Here is an 18,949-nt window from a genome sequence, read left to right as displayed (position 1 = left end):
CCAATTGGTCAGATTTTTGCAGAGACCGGATCAGATTCAGGCGGCAACGGGGCCCGGACCGGGACCGTCCGTCTTGTAGACCACCGGAAATCAGGCAGTAATGGAGACGGGAGTGATTCAATTCGCGCTGAACGGGCAGCTCCAAAAACTTGACCAGGCTGACCCAAATCTGAGCATCCTGACATGGCTGCGCACCAAAATGCGGCTCACCGCCACCAAGGAGGGCTGCGGTTCCGGCGACTGCGGCGCCTGCACCGTCATCATGGGCACGCCTGACCCTTCGGGCGACATGCGCTACGAAGCCGTCAACAGCTGCATCGCCCTGATCGGCAGCCTGCACGGCCGTCACCTGATCACTCTGGAAGCGTTCCAGCAGACCCCGTGCCACCCCGTGCAGCAGGCCATGATCGAACAGCACGCCTCCCAGTGCGGCTTTTGCACCCCCGGCATCGTGATGTCGCTGATTGCCCTGCACGCCCATCAGGCTGGGCAGCCGGCGCCGCGACCGGCGGTACTTGAGGCGCTGTCCGGCAACCTCTGCCGCTGCACCGGATACCGCCCGATCGTGGCGGCCGGCCAGCAGGCGATGGTCCAGCAGTGGCAGCCGGACACCCCCGGGCACCCTGCCCGGGGCCTGGCTGATCCGGCCCGGGATCCGATCCTGACCGTGGACAGCAGCGGCGACGCCTGCCTGGCGCCGCCTTCCGGAGCCCGTTTCGACGCCCCCGCCAGCCTGGCGGCACTGATCGAGCTGCGCCGCCGCCACCCCCGGGCCCAGCTGGTGGCCGGGAGCACCGACCTCGCTCTGAACATCACCCAGGGCCTGGCGCGCTTCGAGCACCTGATCAGCGTCAGCCGGGTGCCTGAGCTGCGGGGCTGCCAGGTCGAGGACGGGGCACTGGTGATCGGCGCCGCCACCACCTTTACCGAACTGCGCGCCCCGCTCAGCCAATACTGGCCGGCCTTCGATGGCCTGCTGGAACGCCTGGGTTCACTGCAGATCCGCAACCGGGGCACCCTGGGCGGCAACATCGGCAACGCCTCCCCCATTGGCGACATGCCGCCGGCACTGATCGCCCTCGGCGCCACCCTGGTCCTGAACGGACCGGACGGCGAGCGTCGGTTGCCCCTGGAATCGTTTTTCCTGGGCTACAAGAACACCGACCTGCGCCCCGGCGAATTCATCCATTCGGTCCGCCTGCCCCTGCCAGCGGCGGACACCCGGCTGTTCATCTATAAGGTCTCGAAACGGCTGGATGACGACATCTCCGCGGTCCTCGGCGCCTTCCACCTGACCGTCAGCGACGGCCGGGTGAGCGATTGCCGCCTGGCCTATGGCGGCATGGCCGCCACCCCCGCCCGGGCCCGCCAGGCGGAGTCGGCGCTGCGAGGCCAAGCGTGGACGGAAACCACGGTGGCGGCCGCGGTGGCCGCCCTGGACCAGGATTTCTCGCCACTCAGCGACGTACGGGCCTCCGCCGAATACCGGCGCAGGGTGGCCGGTAACCTGCTCAGGCGGGCGCTGGCCGCGTCCCGGCCGGACGAGCGCAACCAACCCCTGACGGTGACCGACTATGCGTAAGCTCCCCCTGAACACACCCACCCCGGCCCGCTCCGCCCGGGGCGTGGCGGGCTCCGCCAGTTACCACGACAGCGCCTGGAAACACGTCAGCGGCCAGGCCCGCTACATCGACGACCTGCCCAGGCCGGAGGGCCTACTGTATGCCGCCGTCGGCCACAGCGCGCAGGCCCACGCCCGCATCCTATCCATGGACCTGTCCGCCGTGGCCGCCTATCCGGGGGTGGTCGCGGTGGTGACAGCGGCGGACGTACCGGGCCATCTGGACATTGGCCCGGTGTTCCCGGGGGATCCGCTCCTGGCCGGCGAACACGTGGAATACGTCGGCCAGCCACTGTTCGCCGTCGCCGCCACCAGCCACGACACCGCCCGCAAGGCGGCCCGGCTGGCCAAGGTGGAATACCAGCCACTGGAGGCGGTGATCACCGTGGAGCAGGCCCTGGCGCGCCAACGGTTCGTGCGCCCCAGTCAGCGCCAGCAACGGGGAGACCCGGACCGGGCCCTGGCGGAAGCCCCGCACCGGCTGCGCGGCGAACAGCGGGTCGGCGGCCAGGAGCACTTCTATCTGGAAAGCCAGGCCTGCCTGGTGGAACCCACCGAGGACGGCGGCATGTTTGTGCACACCAGCAGCCAGCACCCGTCCGAGGTGCAGAAACTGGTGGCCGAGGTGCTGGGCCTGCCCATCCACGAAGTGCAGGCGGAAGTCCGGCGCATGGGCGGCGGCTTCGGCGGCAAGGAAACCCAGGCCGCACCGGTGGCCTGCATCGCCGCCCTGCTGGCCCACGTCACCGGCCGGCCGGTGTCCTACCGCCTGGCCCGGGCCGACGACATGATCCAGACCGGCAAGCGCCACGACTTCTACAACACCTACGACATTGGCTTCGACGACGACGGCCGCATCCACGGCGCCGACATCATGGTGGCGGGGCGCTGCGGCTACTCCCCCGACCTGTCCGACGCCATCGTCGACCGTGCCATGTTCCACGCCGACAACGCCTACTTTCTGGACAACGCCCGGGTGGTCGGCCACCGGTGCAAGACCCACACCGTTTCCAACACCGCCTTCCGGGGCTTCGGTGGCCCCCAGGGCATGATGGTGATCGAACAGGCCATCGAGGACATCGCCCGCCACTTGGGCAAGGACCCACTGGATGTGCGCCTGCTCAACTGCTACCGTCCGGGGCGGGACACCACCCACTATGGCCAGGTGATTGAGCAGCACGTCCTGCCGACCCTGATGGCCTCCCTGGCGGAGTCCGCCGAGTACCGCCGGCGGCGCCGGGAAATCGCCGATTTCAATCGCACCAGCCCAGTGCTGAAGCGGGGGCTGGCGCTGACACCGGTCAAGTTCGGCATCTCCTTTACCGCCAAGCACCTGAACCAGGCCGGCGCGCTGGTGCACATCTACACCGACGGCAGTATCCACGTGAACCACGGCGGCACCGAAATGGGTCAGGGCCTGTACATCAAAGTGGCGCAGGTGGTGGCCACGGCCTTTCAGGTGGACCTGGACCGGATCAAGGTCTCCGCCACCCGCACCGATAAGGTACCCAACACCTCGCCCACCGCGGCCTCTTCCGGCTCCGACCTGAACGGCATGGCGGCACTGGACGCCTGCGAAAAGATCCGGGAACGGCTGATCGCCTTTGCCGCCGACCACGGGTCGGTGCCCGAGGACCAGGTACAGTTCCACGACAACCAGGTCCGGATCGGCGATCGCCGTATGCCCTGGCCGGAGTTCATCCAGGCGGCCTACCTGAACCGGGTCTCGCTGTCGTCCTCGGGCTTCTACGCCACCCCGAAGATCCACTACGATGCCACCACCGGCACCGGCCGCCCTTTCCTCTACTACGCCAACGGCGCCGCCTGCTCCGAGGTGGTTGTCGACACCCTCACCGGGGAGTACCGCGCCCTGCGTACCGACATCCTCCAGGACGTGGGACGCTCCCTGAACCCCGCCATCGACATCGGCCAGATCGAGGGGGGATTCGTGCAGGGCATGGGCTGGCTGACCACCGAGGAGCTGGTCTACCATGAGGATGGCCGGCTGCTGACCACCGGCCCGGCCACCTACAAAATTCCGGCGGTGTCCGACTGCCCGCCGGACCTGCGGGTACAGCTGCTGGCCGACAGCCCCAACCACGAGGCCACGGTGTTCCATTCCAAGGCCGTGGGCGAGCCGCCGCTGATGCTGGGCATCTCGGTCTGGTCGGCCTTGCGGGACGCGGTTTCCAGCCTCACCGGGTACCGTTTCAGCCCGCCGCTGGACCCACCCGCGACGCCGGAAACGGTGCTGAACGCGGTGGCCGCCAGCCAGCAGTGGCTGGCGCGGCAGGAGGGGGCCTGATGGACACGCGCATGAACTGGTATCAGGCAGTGGCCGACTGCGAACAGCGGGGCGAGCCCTATGTGCTGGTCACCGTGCTCGGGGTCACCGGCTCGGTGCCCCGGGAGCCGGCCAGCAAGATGGTGGTCACCGGCGACCACAGCTTCGACACCATCGGCGGTGGCCACCTGGAATACCGGGTCTGCCAGCAGGCCCGGGAGCGTCTGGCCCGACGCGACTACACACCGGAGCTCGCCCATTTCCCCCTCGGCGCCAGCCTGGGCCAGTGCTGCGGCGGCCGTGTTTCGGTGCTGCTGGAGGCCCATCCCGGCTGCCAGCAGCAGCTGGTGCTGTTCGGCGCCGGCCACGTGGCCAAAGCCGTGGTACAGATTCTGGCCGGCCTGCCCTGGCGGGTGACCTGGGTCGACTCCCGAGCGGCACAGTTTCCCAAAGAGGCACCCACCAACGTTCATCCTCACCTCACCGACGACCCGGTCGGGGATGCTCCCGACCTGTGCGACGGCCGGCACGTCCTGATCCTCACCCACAACCACGCGCTGGATTTCGAACTGTGCCGGACCCTGCTGATCCGGGGCACCTGCAACAGCATCGGCCTGATCGGCTCCGGCACCAAGGCTCGCCGGTTCCGGCAACGGCTGGCACACCGGGGCTTTGACGCGGATGCGATCGGAACGATCCGGTGCCCGGTCGGCCTGCCCCAGGTTCCGGGCAAGCGCCCGATGGAGGTGGCCGTGTCCATCTGCGCCGAACTGTTGGCCATGACCCACCAGGTACCGGCAACGCCGCCCCGACGCGGCGTTGCCTGGAAAGACCTCAGACAGCTGATCGAACACCCCTCGGAGGGAGACGCCACCCCATGACCCTGGACGAACTCAACCATTTGCCGCCGGAAGCGGCGGCCCGGATCTTCCGGAACTGCTGCGCCGCCGAGCCCTGGGTTGCCGGCATGGTGGCCGGCCGCCCCTACCGGGACCTGACCGAGATTCTGGCCTGCAGCCGCGCACTCTGGCCCACTCTGGACGAATCGGACTGGCTGCAAGCGTTCGAGGCCCACCCGCGCATCGGTGATGTCGACAGCCTGCGGGAGAAATACGCCAGCACCAAAGACCTGGCCAGCGCCGAGCAAGCCGGCACCCGCCAGGCGGACGAGACCGTGCTGCGGCGCCTGAAGGAAGGCAACGACCGTTACTTCGACACCTACGGTTTCATTTTCATCGTCTGCGCCACCGGTAAGAGTGCCGCCGACATGCTGGCGCTGCTGGAACAACGATTGGGCACCCCCCGGGAGGAGGAAATCCGCAACGCCGCCCGGGAGCAGATCAAGATCACCGAACTCCGGCTGGAGAAGCAATTCATGGCCCCACGAAGCCCCATCACCACCCACATCCTCGACCTGGGCAACGGTACCCCCGCCGCCGGCGTGGGGGTCACCCTGACCGGCCCGGACGACACCGGCGCCCCCTCGGCGGTATTGGCACAGGGCACCACCGATACCGACGGCCGCATTGGCCAATGGTTCGAGGGGCCGCTGAAACCGGGCCGCTACCGGTTGTGCTTCCAGACCGGCGCCTGGTTCGCGGCGCGGGGGCAGGACACCTTCTTCCCCGAGGTGAACCTGGACTTTCAGGTCACCGACAGCCAGGCCCATTACCATGTCCCACTGCTGCTGAACCAGTGGGGTTACTCAACCTACCGGGGGAGCTGATGACCAGGCCACACGCATCCGAACCGCCGTTTCCCGATGACATTCAGGTACACCGGGGCGCGATCCTGCATTTCCTCGACGATCCCGGCAACGACACCGACCCCAGGCCCGACAGCCTGGCCTTTCTCGATGACGGCCTGCTGGTACTGCACCGGGGCCGGGTGCTGGCCACCGGCACCCCCGAGGACCTGATCCCCCGCCTGCCGGTGGGCACCGAAGTGCGCTACTGGCACCATGGCCTGCTGGTGCCCGGGTTCATCGACACCCATGTGCACATGCCGCAACTCGGCGTCATGGCCAGCTACGGCACCCAGCTTCTGGACTGGCTGAACACCTACACCTTCCCCCACGAGGCCCGCTTTGCCGAAGGCGACTGGGCCCGCGCCGAGGCTGAGCGCTTCACCCGGCTGCTGCTGGCCCACGGCACCACCTCCGCGTTGGTGTTCTGCACCTCCCACGCCCAGTCTGTGGAGGCCCTGTTCGAGGCGGCGGAAAGCCGGAACATGGCCCTGACGGCGGGCAAGGTGCTGATGGACCGCTTCGCCCCTGAGTCGTTGCTCGACACCGCCGAACGTGGCTACCGGGACAGCCTCGACCTGCTCCGGCGCTGGCACGGGCGGGGCCGCCTGCGTTACGCCGTCACCCCGCGGTTCGCCGCCACCTCCACGCCGGAACAACTGGCCCTCGCCGGCCGGCTGGCGCGGGACTGCCCGGATGCCCTGGTCCAGACCCACTGGGCCGAGAATCCGGCCGAGATCCAGTGGACCCGGGAACTGTTCCCGGAACGGGCCAGCTATCTGGACGTCTACCGACACTACGGCCTGCTCGGCGACCACACCGTGCTGGCGCACGGCATCCACATCAACGACCACGACCGGGCGGTGCTGGCGGCCACCGGCACCCGGATCGCCTTCTGCCCGACCTCCAACACCTTTCTCGGCAGCGGTTTGTTCGACTTCGCCGGTGCCCGGGCCGCCGGCGTTCCGGTTGGTCTGGCCACCGACGTGGGCGGTGGTACCAGCCTGTCCATGCTGGCCACCATGGCCGAAGCCTACAAGGTGTGCCGTCTGCGGGGGCAGACCCTCAGCCCATGGCAGGCGTTCTACCTCGCCACTCTGGGCAATGCCCGGGTCCTGCACCTGGAGCACAGCGTCGGCAGCTTCCGGGACGGCCGCCACGCCGACTTCCTGGTACTGGACATGACCGGGTCCCCCCTGCTCGACATGAAGCGGCCGTTTTGCCAGTCGCTGCAGGACACGCTGTTCAGCCTGATGATGCTGGGCGACGACCGCGCCGTGGCCGCCACCTTTGTCGCGGGCGAGCTGCAGCATCAACGGCCCGGCCCGTCACCGTCACAGATCCAGACGGTCGCCCCTGCTCACCACACACACCCGACACAAGGAGCCTGATTCAATGGAGGCCTACCTCACCGAGTGGCTGGCCCTGCTGGTCCGCTGGATACACGTGATCGCCGGCGTCGCCTGGATCGGAGCATCCTTCTATTTCATCTGGCTGGACAACCACCTCCGGGAACCGCCGGAGTGGAAGAAGCAGAAAGGCATCAAGGGGGATCTGTGGGCCATCCACGGCGGTGGCTTCTACGAAATCGCCAAGTACCGCTACGGCCCGGAACGCATGCCGGAAGAGCTGCACTGGTTCAAGTGGGAAGCCTACTCCACCCTGCTCAGCGGCATGGCGCTGCTGTTCGTGGTGTACTACCTGGGCTCGCCCGGCTACCTGGTGGACCCGGCCAAGGCTGACCTGACCACCGGCACCGCCATGGCCATCGGGCTGGGGGGCATTGCCCTGGTGCTGGCCCTGTACGAAGCCCTGATCCGGAGCCCGCTGGCGAACAACGGCCGGCTGTTCGGCTTGGTGTTCTTTCTGGTCCTGGTACTGGCGGACTGGACCTACTTCCAGTGGTTCTCCGGCCGCGGCGCCTTCATCCACGTGGGCGCCACCATCGGCACGGTGATGGTCGCCAACGTGTTCCTGGGCATCATCCCCTCCCAGAAGGCCCTGGTGGCCACGGTACGCGCCAACCGCGAGCCGGACGCCCGGGTCAAACGCCTGGCGGACCTGGCCAAGCTGCGCTCCACTCACAACAACTATTTGACCCTGCCGATCCTGTTCATCATGATCAGCAACCACTACCCGTCCCTATACGGCCACGCCCATGGCTGGGCGATCCTGGCGGCCATCGGCTTCATCACGGCCTTTGCCCGTCACTATTTCAACCTGCGCCACCGGGGCATCCGTAAACCGTCCATTTTGGTGGCCTCGGCCCTGATGGCTCTGGCCCTGATCTGGGTACTGGCGCCCGCACCGGCCAGCGACGCTCCGGCGGCCTCGGCGCCGGTGTCCGACAGCACCGTGCGGAGCATCGTCCAGACCCATTGCCTGGGCTGCCATGCCCGCCATCCGAGCCAGCCGGGCTTCCAGGCACCGCCGGCCGGCATCGTGCTGGAGCAGCCCGCCCAGTGGCTCAGCCACAAGGCCCAGATTCTGCAGGCGGCGGTGGCCACCCAGTACATGCCCCTGGGCAATCTCACCGGCATGACCGAACAGGAACGGCAACAACTGGGACAATGGCTGAACCAGACACACTGATACACCGACAAACCCGGGAGATTGGCATGCACGATTTCATTCGGCAGCTACCCAAGGTGGAGCTGCATCTGCACATCGAAGGCACCCTGGAACCGGAACTGATGTTCGAACTGGCGCAGCGCAACCGGATCGACATCCCCTTCGCCTCGCCCCGGGAAGTGCGCGAAGCCTACCGGTTCAGCAACCTGCAATCGTTCCTGGACATCTACTACCAGGGCGCGAACGTGCTGATTCACGAGCAGGATTTCTTCGACCTGACCTGGGCCTATCTGCTGCGCTGCCGGGACGATCGGGTGATGCACACGGAGATCTTCTTCGACCCCCAGACCCACACCGCCCGGGGCATCGACTTCGCCACGGTGGTCGGGGGGATCCGCAGAGCACTGGACCAAGGCCAGGCGGAACTGGGCATTTCCAGCCACCTCATCCTGTGCTTCCTGCGTCACCTCAGTGAGGCAGAGGCGATGGCCACTCTGGAGCAGGCCCTGCCCCACCGGGACCGCATCATCGGGGTGGGGCTGGATTCCTCCGAACGGGGCCATCCACCGGAAAAATTCGCCCGGGTCTTCCGCCGGGCCCGGGACGCCGGCTTCCTGGCCGTCGCCCACGCCGGCGAGGAAGGCCCCGCCCGGAACATCCGCGGCGCCCTGGAGGCTCTGGGCGTCCAGCGCATCGACCACGGTGTGCGCTGCGTGGAAGACCCGGCCCTGGTCCGGGAACTGGCCCAGACCCGCATGCCGCTGACCGTCTGCCCCCTCTCCAACGTCAAACTGAAGGTGTTCGAGAACATGCAGGCACACAACATCGTCGAGCTGCTGCGCCAGGGCCTGTGCGTCACCATCAACTCCGACGATCCCGCCTATTTCGGCGGCTACATGACCGACAACTTCCTCGCCGTCGCCGAGGCCCACACCGTCACCCGGCAGGAACTGGCCCAGTTCACCCTCAACGCCATCGAAGCAAGCTTTGTCAGCGAAGAGCACAAACAGGCAATGGCCGAGAAGGTGCGGCGTTTTCTGGCGGAGAATGGCGGGTAAGTGGCCATTGCCGGGGGGACTGTTGGCACAGACCCTTCCTGTCTACACAGGGTTCACCGGCCTTATGGTGGGCCGAGACGGACGGAGTGGACTTGTACATGGCCTCTTTCTTTCACTGCACGCCTGCGCCAAGCTGATGACATATGCCATGCTGGCGTGAACCCTATGATGAGCAGCTATTTAAATCATCTTTTTGTTTAACCGACACCCGTTTTTGAACCAGCCAGGCAATGATGATCGCATTGAAGTATGCAAAAAGAACCAGCCCAATCTTGTTGAGCACGATAGTCGCAACCGTACCACCAAAGGATTGAGCCTGTGTAATTGAAACCTTAGCGTTCATAATATTTAAAAAAGCCCACCATAGTGCTTCATTCGCCGTGCTTATTCCGCTAGCGTACCCTTTCTCAAACTCCAGTATCAGGCTTGCACACGCGGTATATGTCACAAAGGTAACGAGAAGGACGACAAGGGTAAGGCTCTTAAACTTGCTTTCATGAATAGATGAAATTATTAACTTCATAGATTTTATTGTCCGAAAAAATCTCAATATTCGAACAATTCTGGCAAGCCTTCCCCAACGCAGCGGATCAACGAGCGGGATAGAGGATAGCAAGTCTATCCATCCCCATTTTAGGTATGAAAGCTTACTTTTTGCGGCATACAAGTTGACAAAAAAGTCGCCGAGAAAAACAAGGCATACAAAGAAGTCGATACGTTGAAGAACCTCAGATACTTCTGGATCGCTGACTAGAAAGCTTTCAACAAAAACGACAATCAAAACATACACACTGAGGATCAGCAAAAATAGCTGATAGATTGCACTTCCCTTATCTCTCACTCTTGAAATTCCTTGATACGCTCATCAACAACCAGCACAACTTTGCTGAACCTGACAGCCTTTGCCGCATGTATGCCATTGGCGTCTAACTACGGAACATCCATATGTTTCTGGCTGACCAACTGGGAATATCACTGAATAGCCTTGGTCCAGATTAGCAGATCATGGTCGAGTTTTCGGAAATTACCCGACGAAGGTACGCCGCAATCCAGCCCCCACCACCAGAAAAACAAGGAGCCCGGGGCCTCATAAGCCCACAGAGCTCCCTGCGGATCTTGCCCAATGGCGAAGGCTGCGGGGCTCGGATACCAGCAACCTCAGGAGGCAACCGGCCCCCTGGCCTCGAAATTGGCCTGGATGCGTTGCAGCAGATAATCCCGGGCGGAAATCGGCGGGTATTTTTTCTCCGGACCTTGGATGATTTCATCCTTGTTGGCTTGGCAGAAGAACGCCATGCTGTAGCGCGCCCCCCGAGGCTCGCCCGGGCGGGGCATGCGGACACGGTGCAGGGTCGACTTCAGGCGGTCGTCGCTCCAACGCATGAGCATGTCGCCGATGTTGCAGGTGATCAGGCCGTCTTTCGGTGTCACCGAATACCACGCCCGTTCCTCGCCCTTGCCCTCGGTGCCCCGGCCAGGGCTGACCTGCAGGCCGCCCTGGCCTTCCTGCTGAAATACCATGGTCAGGCAGTCGAAGTCGGTATGGGCGCCGGCGCGCCAGATCGAGGGATCCAGCGGCTGGTCCTCCGGCAGCGGCAGATAGTGCAACAGCCTTAGGGTGCTCTGATAGTCCGGCCGGGCCCGGTCATGCGCCCGGGTGAAGAACGCCCGGTCGAACCCCAGGCGGTCGGCGAAGCAGGACAGGATGTCCATGCCCAGCCGCCAGGCCCGGTATTCGAAATCCAGCATCACCCGCTGGAACTCCGGTACCACGGTCTGATTCGGCCAGAGGCCGTCCATGTGCGGCAGGGTGATCTGAAAAGACTCCTTCTCGTCCGCCGTGCCGGTGGACGGCCGCACCTGGGACTTGAACTCCCAGCCGGCGTTGAGTCCCTCTTTCAGGGGGTACGCCTGTTTCCGCGCTTCCGGCAGGGCGAAGAACCGTTCGGACAGGGCAAAGGCCTGCCGGATCCGGGCCGGCTCCAGGCCGTGGTTGGCGATCTGGAAAAACCCCACCTCGGTGGCGGCGCGCCACAGCTGGTCGGTGATCTCGGCCCGGCGGGCAGTGAAATCGGACAGGTCGATGACGGGAATCTCCCGCTCCGTTTCCCGGCCGAAGCCCCCCAGGGTACGTTCCAGATTCAGTTCTTTCAGTTGGTATTTCTGGGCAGTCGAAGTCATCTGTGCCTCCTCGGCTCATACACGCGATTCAGGACCGGAGAAACACGGGTGACGACGGAAGGAAGGACAGTCCGGGTACGCCTTGCCGCCGCCCACCGCGCCTATTCACCGGTCGACGACTGAGCAATGACCCGAAACCGCCGACAGGGCGGCTTCTGACTGCTTCTACTCAGGACGGGGCACTGGGGCCCCAAACGGTTGGATACAGTTTTCATGCCAATCGGCAACGGACGCTAAATCAATCAGTTAGCCTAGATCGACCGGACCTGGGGCCCCCCGAAACGGTGCAGACGTTCGGTGTCGGCACCCAGGTTGTGCATGCCGCCCGCCCGGGCGTCTGAAAGCCCAGACCCAACGACTCCGGACCCGGGTCCAACAGCCGACCGGCGGCCCCTGTGGAAGCGGCCGGTCGGTGTCGGCTTGGGCCGGCGGTTACTTCGGCAGGGTGGCGTCGATGCCTTCGACGTACCAGTCCATGCCGGCCAGTTCTTCCTTGCTCATGGTTTCGCCGGCGGCGACCCGCAGGGTGCCGGTCTGATCCTTGAGCGGACCGGTGAAGGGGTGGAGTTCGCCGTTGTGAATGGCGTCGATCACCGATTCCACCTTGGCCCGCTGGTCCTCCGTCAGACGGTCGCTCAGGCCCACGATCTGGATGACGTCGTCCGCCAGGCCCCCCCAGTAGTCCTCGGACGTCCAGGTGCCGTCCATCACCGCCTGGACTGTATTGATGTAGTACGGCGCCCAGTTGTTGACCACGGACAACAGGTGCGCCTGTTCACCAAAGTGGCGCATGTCGGAGGCCTGGCCCACGCCCCACATGCCACGTTTTTCCGCGGCCATCAGCGGTGCCGGGCTGTCGGTGTGCTGTACCAGCACGTCGGCGCCCTGGTCCATGAGGGTGTTGGCGGCATCCGCTTCCTTCGCCGGATCAAACCAGGTGTTCACCCAGACCACCTTGATCTTGATGTCCGGGTTGACGGCCTTGGCGCCCAGGTAGACCGAGTTGATGTCGCGGATAACTTCCGGGATCGGGAAAGAGGCGATGTAGCCGATGGTGTTGGTCTCGGTCACCAGGCCGGCGGCGGTACCGGTGACGTAGCGGCCCTCGTAGGTCTTGGACAGGTAGGTGCCGAGGTTGTCCGAGCGCTTGTAGCCAGTGGCGTGCAGGAAGGTGATGTCCGGATATTCCGCGGCGACCCGCGCCGTCGCATTCATGAATCCGAAGGAGGTGGTGAAAATCACGTCGTTGCCAGCCTGAGCCAGACGGCGGATGGTCCGCTCGGCGTCGGCGCCCTCACTGACGTTTTCCACGTAGGTGGTTTCAACCCGGTCACCGAAATGCTTTTCCAGCGCCAGGCGCCCTTGGTCGTGCTGGTAGCTCCAGCCATGGTCGCCGATGGGTCCAACGTACACGAAGCCCACTTTCATGGGATCGGCCGCCTGGGAGGACAACGGAAGTGCAAGTGCCGCCACAAACGCGAGCGTGCGTTTTAAGCTCATGGGTCTTTCTCCTGAACATTTAGGGTTGTCTTTGGGTTGATGTGCGTCGAACCCTGTTTTCACCAGCAAAAAGCTGGCCAAATGTTCAGGTTTTATAACTTACTGATTTTAAAGGCTGGAAAAAATCACCCAAGCCCTTTCAGCCCGGAGCCGCACCAGGAGCGGGCATGGCGGCACGCACGCCCCGCATCCGGGCAGGCCGGCCCGATTTACCCCTCCCTCGCCTCATACTCCCGCACCAGGGCCATCAGGAAACTCTGCCCCGCGGAACTCAGAAAACAGCGCCCCGCGCCGGAGCGGAACAGCAGGTGGCGCCGGGCCAGGTAATCCAGCGCCTCGGACCAGCCCTTTTCGAAACGGGCGGCGCGCAGCATGTCGTTGTATTCGTCATCGGCGGCCAGCGCCGCCAGGTCGTTTTCATCGAGCCCGGCATCCGGACGCGCGAGGTAGTCCAGGTCCCGGCCGCTGCGGGCAAAGTAGCGCCCCAGCAACAGCAGCACCACCTGCACCCGGAAGGCGTGTTCATCATGCTCCTCGGATTCGTCATCACCGGGATCACGCAGGTAAAAAAAGGCGCCCGATTCGTGAAACACCAGCTCGCTGCCCAGGTGCTCATAGAAGGTTCGGAAGTGGGACAGGTGGTTGTACAGCAGCTGGTAATGGGGGTTGGCCACCAGCTGTGAACGGTTCGGGTCCCAAACCTCGCGCACGATCACCCGGCCGGACAGGAATTCCCGGTAGATGGCGGCACTCTGCGCCGGCAGGATGGCATCGAAGGCCGGGGAGGCGGTGGTGTCGGCGGTGGCGTTGGTCAGATCAGTCATGCTCGGTTTCCGGTCGTTTCTCTAGGCGACGTTTTCGGTAGACAAAGCGTTCATCGGGGGCATGGTCCCCGGCCGGTGGGGCCAGGGTCCGGAACCGGTTGGTGGTGAACACCCGATAGCCCGCCGGGGGCCGGTTCAGCATCCGGTTGAGGGCTGCCAGCAGGTCGGGGAAGCGGTAGCCGTCGATGAAGCCGTCGAGGCGGCCGTGCAAGGCTCGCACCAGATCGTCCGTGGGTCGCAATTCCAAGCGCTCCAGCCACTGGTAGAGGCGGTTGATGCGTTCCACGTCCACCCGCGAGTGGCGACCGGCTCCGGCCACTTCGGGCAGGGCCGGCACCTACGCCTGCCGGCGCAGGTCCGCCAGGCGCAACTCCAGTTCACTGAACAGCAGCTGGTAGTAGCTGGTGGACTGGCCAAAGGCGTAGTGCCGGGGCCGCGGCTGGGCCCGCAGCCCGACCAGGAAACCGGTACTGCGGGAGAAGCCGGAGCCGTCCAGCCACTTGCGCCGCAGGCTCAGGGTTTCCGTTTCCCCCTTCAGTGCCCGCAGCTGGCCGTAGAAATGTTCCATGGCGTTGTACTGAACCATGCCCCGACGGGTCTTGCGCAGGAAATGTTCGACCTCCTGCGCCACCGCCTGGATCGGCTTGTACAGGGCATTGAGACTGATGGAGGAACGGAACAGTTGGTCCGCCAGCGCCGGGTGGCCATGGTCATCCAACAGCCGGACCATGGCGTCGAAGGTCTCGAACAGGTTCGTGCCATCGTTCAGGCGACTGTCCGGGTTGAGGAACACCAGCGTCGGCTTGATGTGGCGGTCGTACAGGGTCACGATCTGCTCGAACAGGTTCTGGCGGAACTGCTGAAACCGGTCGGGGTTGCGGCTGGCGTCGCCGGACATGTCGGCCAGCTGGGCGCTGATGGTTTGCATCCGCAGCACGTTCTGGCGCAGCAGGCCGATCAGCAGGCTCACCCGTTCGTTCAGATCATCGCAGAGTTCGGTGAAGTCCGGGTCGACGTTGCTGAAGGAACTTCGCTCCAACCGGTCCCGCACATCCCGCAACGTCACCAGGTGGCCCCGCAACCGGGCGTCGGTCAGCTCCTGATACAGGGAAGCATTGCACGCCCGCATCAGGTTGATCAGGGCATCCTGAAACACCAGCCGGCGTTCGCCGTCCACCTTGACGATGTCGATCACCAGGCCGCTGCGGAACAGGTTGTCGGTGTTGAGCGCCAGCCGCAGGCGCTCGCGGTCGGCCCGGCTCAGGCCCCGGGAGTAGGCCACCACCTCGGCCATCAGGTCCGCCTCACGCAGGTAGCGGGTCTCCTGCCGGTCCATGCGTTCGATCAGCCGGAACAGGATACGCGGATGCTCGAACAGCAGCCGCGTGGTGTCCAGCGTGCTGAACCGCTTACTCATCGGCCGGCTCCAGCAGCGAGTCCTGGCTCTGGTCAAGCCAGCGGTTCAGGGGCTGGCCGCCGGTGAAGCCCTCGGCGCCCCCCCAGAACACCAGGGTGCGCTGTGGGCTGTAGGGGCGCGCGGTGCGCATCTGCCCCACCTCCAGATGCCGCCCGATCAGGTAGATCATCTCGGCGCTGGCGCTGTGGGTGGCGGCGGAAAAGAGGTTGAAGCCCTGGCTGCCCAGGCGCTCCAGCAACGAGGGCATCTGGCTGATGTCGACGCTGGCCAGTTCGTCCAGAACCAACGGGAAGGACAGGCGCACCCCCGGGAACAGGACCCGCTTGAGCAGCCGGTACACCAGTTCCAGGTTGATCAGCGCCGTGGTCGAGGTGGACTGCCCCTTGCGGTCCAGCGCCGTGGCGTGGGCCTTGCGGGTGCGGTAGGAAATACCGGTGATCACCTTGTCCATGGTCAGGCGCTTGCTGCCCCCCTGCTCGCCGAAAAAGTCGGCCACGAACACCCGCAACCGGTCGTAGAAGGCATCCGACTGCAACTGGTTGCCATAGGGGTCAATGTTGTTCGCCTCTTCCACCAGGTTGCGGAATTTGGGGTCGGTGTGAATATCGACCCGGATTTCCACCAGGTCGTTGATTCGGACCCCGTCCAGCTCCCGGTTCAACTGGGCCTCGAACCGAGCAATGTGATCGTGGTTGGCCTTGAGTGCCTGGCGGTAGCTGGCCACGGCCTCGTTGTGGACGGCGATCTGCTCTTCCAGGACCCGGCGCTGCTCCGCCAGCGCCGCGAACAGGTCGGACAGCGCCTTGAACACATCCCGGATAGCGCCGGCCTGGGGGCTGTCCTTCTGCAGGGTTCCCTCCTTGTCCTCGTGAATGCCCAGAGAGACAAACTGGCGCAGATGTTCGAGGATCTGCCAACGCAGGGATTCCAGTTCGTCCAGGGCATCCTGCAGGTCGTCAAAGGCGGCCACCGACACCTGGTCCGCCGGTACCGGCGCGTCCGGCTCCACTGCCCTGAGGTGCGGGAAGCGACGTTCCACGGTCGCCAGGCTGTGCTCCAGTTGGGCCAGCTCCCGCTCCCGCTCTTCCACCCGGTCCTTCTCGGCCCGGACCCGGGCTTCTTTCTCCCGCAGCGCGTCCAGTTTCTCCTGCTCCTGGCGAGCCTGCTCCTGGATCGCCGCCACCTTCAGTTCCGCCTCGGCCTTCTGTTCAGCGGCGTCCTGCAGGGTGGTGGCGGCCGCGGGGTAACGGCGGAGGGTTTCCAGGTCCTTCGTCAGTGCTTTGAGTTCCCGCTCGGTACGGGCGATGACCTGGGGACGGTCTTCATGGGCGTCGGCGCTGCCGGTCAGCTCCAGGCGCTCCTTCTCCAGCGCCTGCCGCTCCCCCTGCAGGCGCCGGCGCTCGGCGGCGAAGTCCCGCCGCTGCGGCGCCCGGGCCGGGTAGTGCACATCGAACCAGTCGAAGCCGCCGTCCCGGGCCTGAAACAACCCGGCGAAGGCCTGGATGCGGGCCCGGGTGTCCTCATCCAGCGCTTGGCCCGGGCTGGCGCTGACCAGCGCCGGGTCCAGCGCCCGCAATGGCGCCAGGGTATCGTCCTCCAGCTGGTTCAGCAGTTGCCAGTGCTGGCTCTGCTCGGCCTCGTCCAGGCGGGCCAGCTTCTGCTCCAGCGCGGCGATGTCCTCGGCCAGGCGGGCCAGGCGCACTTCCGCCTGGGCCGCGCTTTTCAGGGCACTCAGGTGCGCCTCCTTACGCTGGCACTCCTCCCTCAGCGCCTCGCCGATGTCCTCAAGGCTGAGGTCGCCGTATTGGGACACCAGCAGCTCACCGTCCCGGCGGTCCTGCTCGGCCCGTTTCAGGTTGCGATCGGCGGAGCGAATTTCCCCCTCGAGGGTGCCCGCTTCCCGCTCCAGGCGCTTGAGGGTATCGAGCACGTGCTTGAGTGATCCGCTGACATCGTTGTGAGCACGCACGGTCTGACTGCGCTGTTCCGCGACCGTCTTCCGGGCCGCCGCCACGCCGGCCCGGAAGTTGGCGAAGGCCACCTGGCTGGCCAGCAAGGCCTGATAGCGTTCGTAGTCCCGGCACAGGCGCTCGAACCGGGGGCGTTCCCGGTCAATGCGGTTGAGCTGGATCTGCTGCTGTTTGAGCTCCTCGTGCCGGGTCAGGAACTGGTCGATGTTGAAGTCAAAGGCGTCATCGGCGAATTTCTTGTCCGCCTCGATGATGCTGGCTACGGCGTTGGCCATGGCCTGATCATCCGCCTTCATCTCGAACAACAGCAGAATCAGGGTACGCAGTGACTGCACCCGGCGCTCATCCAGCTCCCCCAGCGGCAGCACCGAGTAGCGCACGGCGTCCGCATTCATCATTTCGCTGCTGTACAGCAGCGACTTGAGCTTGGCCGGATCGCTGGTAAACAGGGTGTCCCGGGACACCGTTTTCAGGGCCTGGGACAGGCGGCCGAAGGACAGCTCCGGAACCGCCTGCCCGATGCCGGTGTCATCGTCCCCGTTCCAGAACAGCGGCCGCAACTGCTCATAGGGCACCGGTACGAAGGCCCGGCCGTAGCTGAGCTGGCTGCTGTGCTCGCGATACAGGATCTGGCAATGGACCCCCGCCGGGTTTTCCACCTCCATGATCAGGAAGGAATGCTGGCTGGGGAAGTAGTGCTGGTAACTCTCTTCATTGCTGTAGAAACTGCCGGCACTGGCGTTGCGGAACGCGAACTTGCGGCGGCTGTTGCGGAAGTTATTCTCCGGCAGCAGAAACAGGCGCAGGGAGTTCAGCAGGCTGGATTTTCCGAGGTTGCCCGGCCCGAGAATCAGCGCGTGGTTGTCGACGGGGATCTCCACGTAGCAGAAGCCCGCGGAATCCACCAGCACCAGACGCCGGATGCCAAAGAAAAAGGCGTTACGAGTCGCCTGCTGGTCGCTCATCCAGAATCATCTCCTGTTCCATGAACTTGCCGGTTGCCCGAAAGGCTCGGGCGAGGGAGTCAAAGCCCAGGTCCTCCGCCAGGCGGATGGCCCGCGCGAAACGCGCCGTGCGCGCCGGCGTCCGCCGGAACCGGTGGTACCACGCGCTCCAGTCCCGGGGCTGGAGGTACCCGGCCTTGTCTCCCAGGTGGGTGCGTATGGTAGCAAAGATCTCCAGACCACCGGCATCGTAATCCAGTGCGCAGTACACCCGCTCGTACCGGTCCAGCCAGTCCAGGCAGCTGCGCCGGGTCACCCGCTTGCCGCCCCCCAGCACCACGTCGCAGTTCGACAGATCCAGCCCCGGCACCGCTTCCCGGGCGGCAAAAGCCAGCATGGTCCGGAACGCGAAGAAATTATCCTCGTTTTCCACCACCAGCACCTGGCGCTTGGGCTCGAAACCGCAATCCACCGCAGTCTCGGACAGCACCAGCGTATCGGGCCGCCCCGAAGGCCGCTGTTCATGGTAGACCAGAAGAAAGGTGTGCCGGGTGCGGCTGCGATGGGAGTCCCCTTTCGCGGCCGCCTCGGTCCGGTCCCGGGCCGGTGCGGCCCAGGCTTCGAGTTCAGCGAAGGCCCCCTCGTCAAGGACCTGCACCCGCCAGCGGTTCGGTGCTACCCGCTCGCTGCGAAACAGCCGGCGCTGACGGGCCCGGACGGCGGCCGGCAAGCGCTTCAGGAACGCCTCGTAGTTGATCGGCTGCCCCGCTCGGATCTTGTCCAGATACTCCCTCACTCCAGTCTCCTCCGTCTGCCCGGTGTCTGACACGACCTC

Annotated in this window: 15 protein-coding genes; 7 read left to right on the top strand and 8 right to left on the bottom strand. The window is 65.1% G+C overall.

Annotation, left to right across the window (positions count from 1 at the left end; genetic code table 11):
• Nucleotides 1–112: 112 nt before the first annotated feature.
• Genes xdhA through BTO32_RS09430 form a run of 7 tightly spaced genes read left to right on the top strand, consistent with a single transcriptional unit; the run spans nt 113 to nt 9,278 of the window.
• Nucleotides 113–1,582: a xanthine dehydrogenase small subunit gene (gene xdhA, locus BTO32_RS09460; RefSeq protein WP_076724421.1), complete on the top strand. Its 1,470-nt coding sequence runs from the start codon at nt 113–115 to the stop codon at nt 1,580–1,582.
• On the top strand, nt 1,575–3,926 hold the full coding sequence (gene xdhB / locus BTO32_RS09455; protein WP_076724387.1) for a xanthine dehydrogenase molybdopterin binding subunit: 2,352 nt from the start codon (nt 1,575–1,577) through the stop codon (nt 3,924–3,926). Before xdhA ends, xdhB begins: the two co-directional genes overlap by 8 nt.
• Nucleotides 3,926–4,786, top strand: coding sequence for a xanthine dehydrogenase accessory protein XdhC (xdhC, locus tag BTO32_RS09450; protein WP_076724386.1), 861 nt, complete (start codon nt 3,926–3,928; stop codon nt 4,784–4,786). Before xdhB ends, xdhC begins: the two co-directional genes overlap by 1 nt.
• Nucleotides 4,783–5,631: a 2-oxo-4-hydroxy-4-carboxy-5-ureidoimidazoline decarboxylase gene (uraD, locus tag BTO32_RS09445; RefSeq protein ID WP_084206824.1), complete on the top strand. Its 849-nt coding sequence runs from the start codon at nt 4,783–4,785 to the stop codon at nt 5,629–5,631. The genes xdhC and uraD overlap by 4 nt, the downstream gene beginning before the upstream one ends.
• Nucleotides 5,631–7,040, top strand: coding sequence for a guanine deaminase (gene guaD, locus BTO32_RS09440; protein ID WP_076724384.1), 1,410 nt, complete (start codon nt 5,631–5,633; stop codon nt 7,038–7,040). The genes uraD and guaD overlap by 1 nt, the downstream gene beginning before the upstream one ends.
• 4 nt (nt 7,041–7,044) lie before the next feature.
• On the top strand, nt 7,045–8,241 hold the full coding sequence (locus tag BTO32_RS09435; protein ID WP_076724383.1) for a urate hydroxylase PuuD: 1,197 nt from the start codon (nt 7,045–7,047) through the stop codon (nt 8,239–8,241).
• Nucleotides 8,242–8,267: 26 nt separating this feature from the next.
• A complete protein-coding gene (locus BTO32_RS09430; RefSeq protein WP_076724382.1) occupies nt 8,268–9,278 on the top strand; it encodes an adenosine deaminase in 1,011 nt (336 codons plus the stop codon).
• A gap of 163 nt (nt 9,279–9,441) precedes the next feature.
• On the opposite strand, the gene BTO32_RS09425 is transcribed toward BTO32_RS09430, so the two are convergent.
• The 8 genes from BTO32_RS09425 to BTO32_RS09395 all read right to left on the bottom strand — a co-directional run bounded on the left by BTO32_RS09425 (nt 9,442) and on the right by BTO32_RS09395 (nt 18,910).
• Nucleotides 9,442–10,119, bottom strand: coding sequence for an ion transporter (locus BTO32_RS09425; protein ID WP_076724381.1), 678 nt, complete (start codon nt 10,117–10,119; stop codon nt 9,442–9,444).
• 317 nt (nt 10,120–10,436) lie between these two features.
• On the bottom strand, nt 10,437–11,459 hold the full coding sequence (locus BTO32_RS09420) for an isopenicillin N synthase family dioxygenase (RefSeq protein WP_076724380.1): 1,023 nt from the start codon (nt 11,457–11,459) through the stop codon (nt 10,437–10,439).
• A 432-nt stretch (nt 11,460–11,891) separates the two neighbouring features.
• Entirely contained in the window at nt 11,892–12,959 is a 1,068-nt protein-coding gene (locus BTO32_RS09415) for a BMP family ABC transporter substrate-binding protein (RefSeq protein WP_076724379.1), read from the bottom strand.
• 209 nt (nt 12,960–13,168) lie between these two features.
• Nucleotides 13,169–13,783 (bottom strand): condensin complex protein MksE, encoded by a 615-nt coding sequence (locus BTO32_RS09410; RefSeq protein ID WP_076724378.1) that lies wholly within the window; start codon nt 13,781–13,783, stop codon nt 13,169–13,171.
• Entirely contained in the window at nt 13,776–14,120 is a 345-nt protein-coding gene (locus BTO32_RS18080) for a hypothetical protein (protein ID WP_245820313.1), read from the bottom strand. Before BTO32_RS18080 ends, BTO32_RS09410 begins: the two co-directional genes overlap by 8 nt.
• The gene (locus tag BTO32_RS09405; RefSeq protein WP_245820312.1) at nt 14,121–15,200 is read right to left on the bottom strand and encodes a hypothetical protein; all 1,080 of its coding nucleotides are present in this window, start codon (nt 15,198–15,200) and stop codon (nt 14,121–14,123) included.
• Nucleotides 15,193–18,135: a coiled-coil domain-containing protein gene (locus BTO32_RS18200; protein ID WP_076724377.1), complete on the bottom strand. Its 2,943-nt coding sequence runs from the start codon at nt 18,133–18,135 to the stop codon at nt 15,193–15,195. The genes BTO32_RS09405 and BTO32_RS18200 overlap by 8 nt, the downstream gene beginning before the upstream one ends.
• On the bottom strand, nt 18,110–18,910 hold the full coding sequence (locus tag BTO32_RS09395) for a Wadjet anti-phage system protein JetD domain-containing protein (protein WP_076724376.1): 801 nt from the start codon (nt 18,908–18,910) through the stop codon (nt 18,110–18,112). Before BTO32_RS09395 ends, BTO32_RS18200 begins: the two co-directional genes overlap by 26 nt.
• Nucleotides 18,911–18,949 lie beyond the last annotated feature (39 nt).

This window comes from Marinobacter lutaoensis (assembly GCF_001981305.1).
GTDB classification, from domain to species: Bacteria; Pseudomonadota; Gammaproteobacteria; order Pseudomonadales; family Oleiphilaceae; genus Marinobacter; species Marinobacter lutaoensis.
The sequence above is the reverse complement of the archived record's forward strand: the minus strand, read 5'-3'. Positions and strand labels throughout refer to the sequence as shown.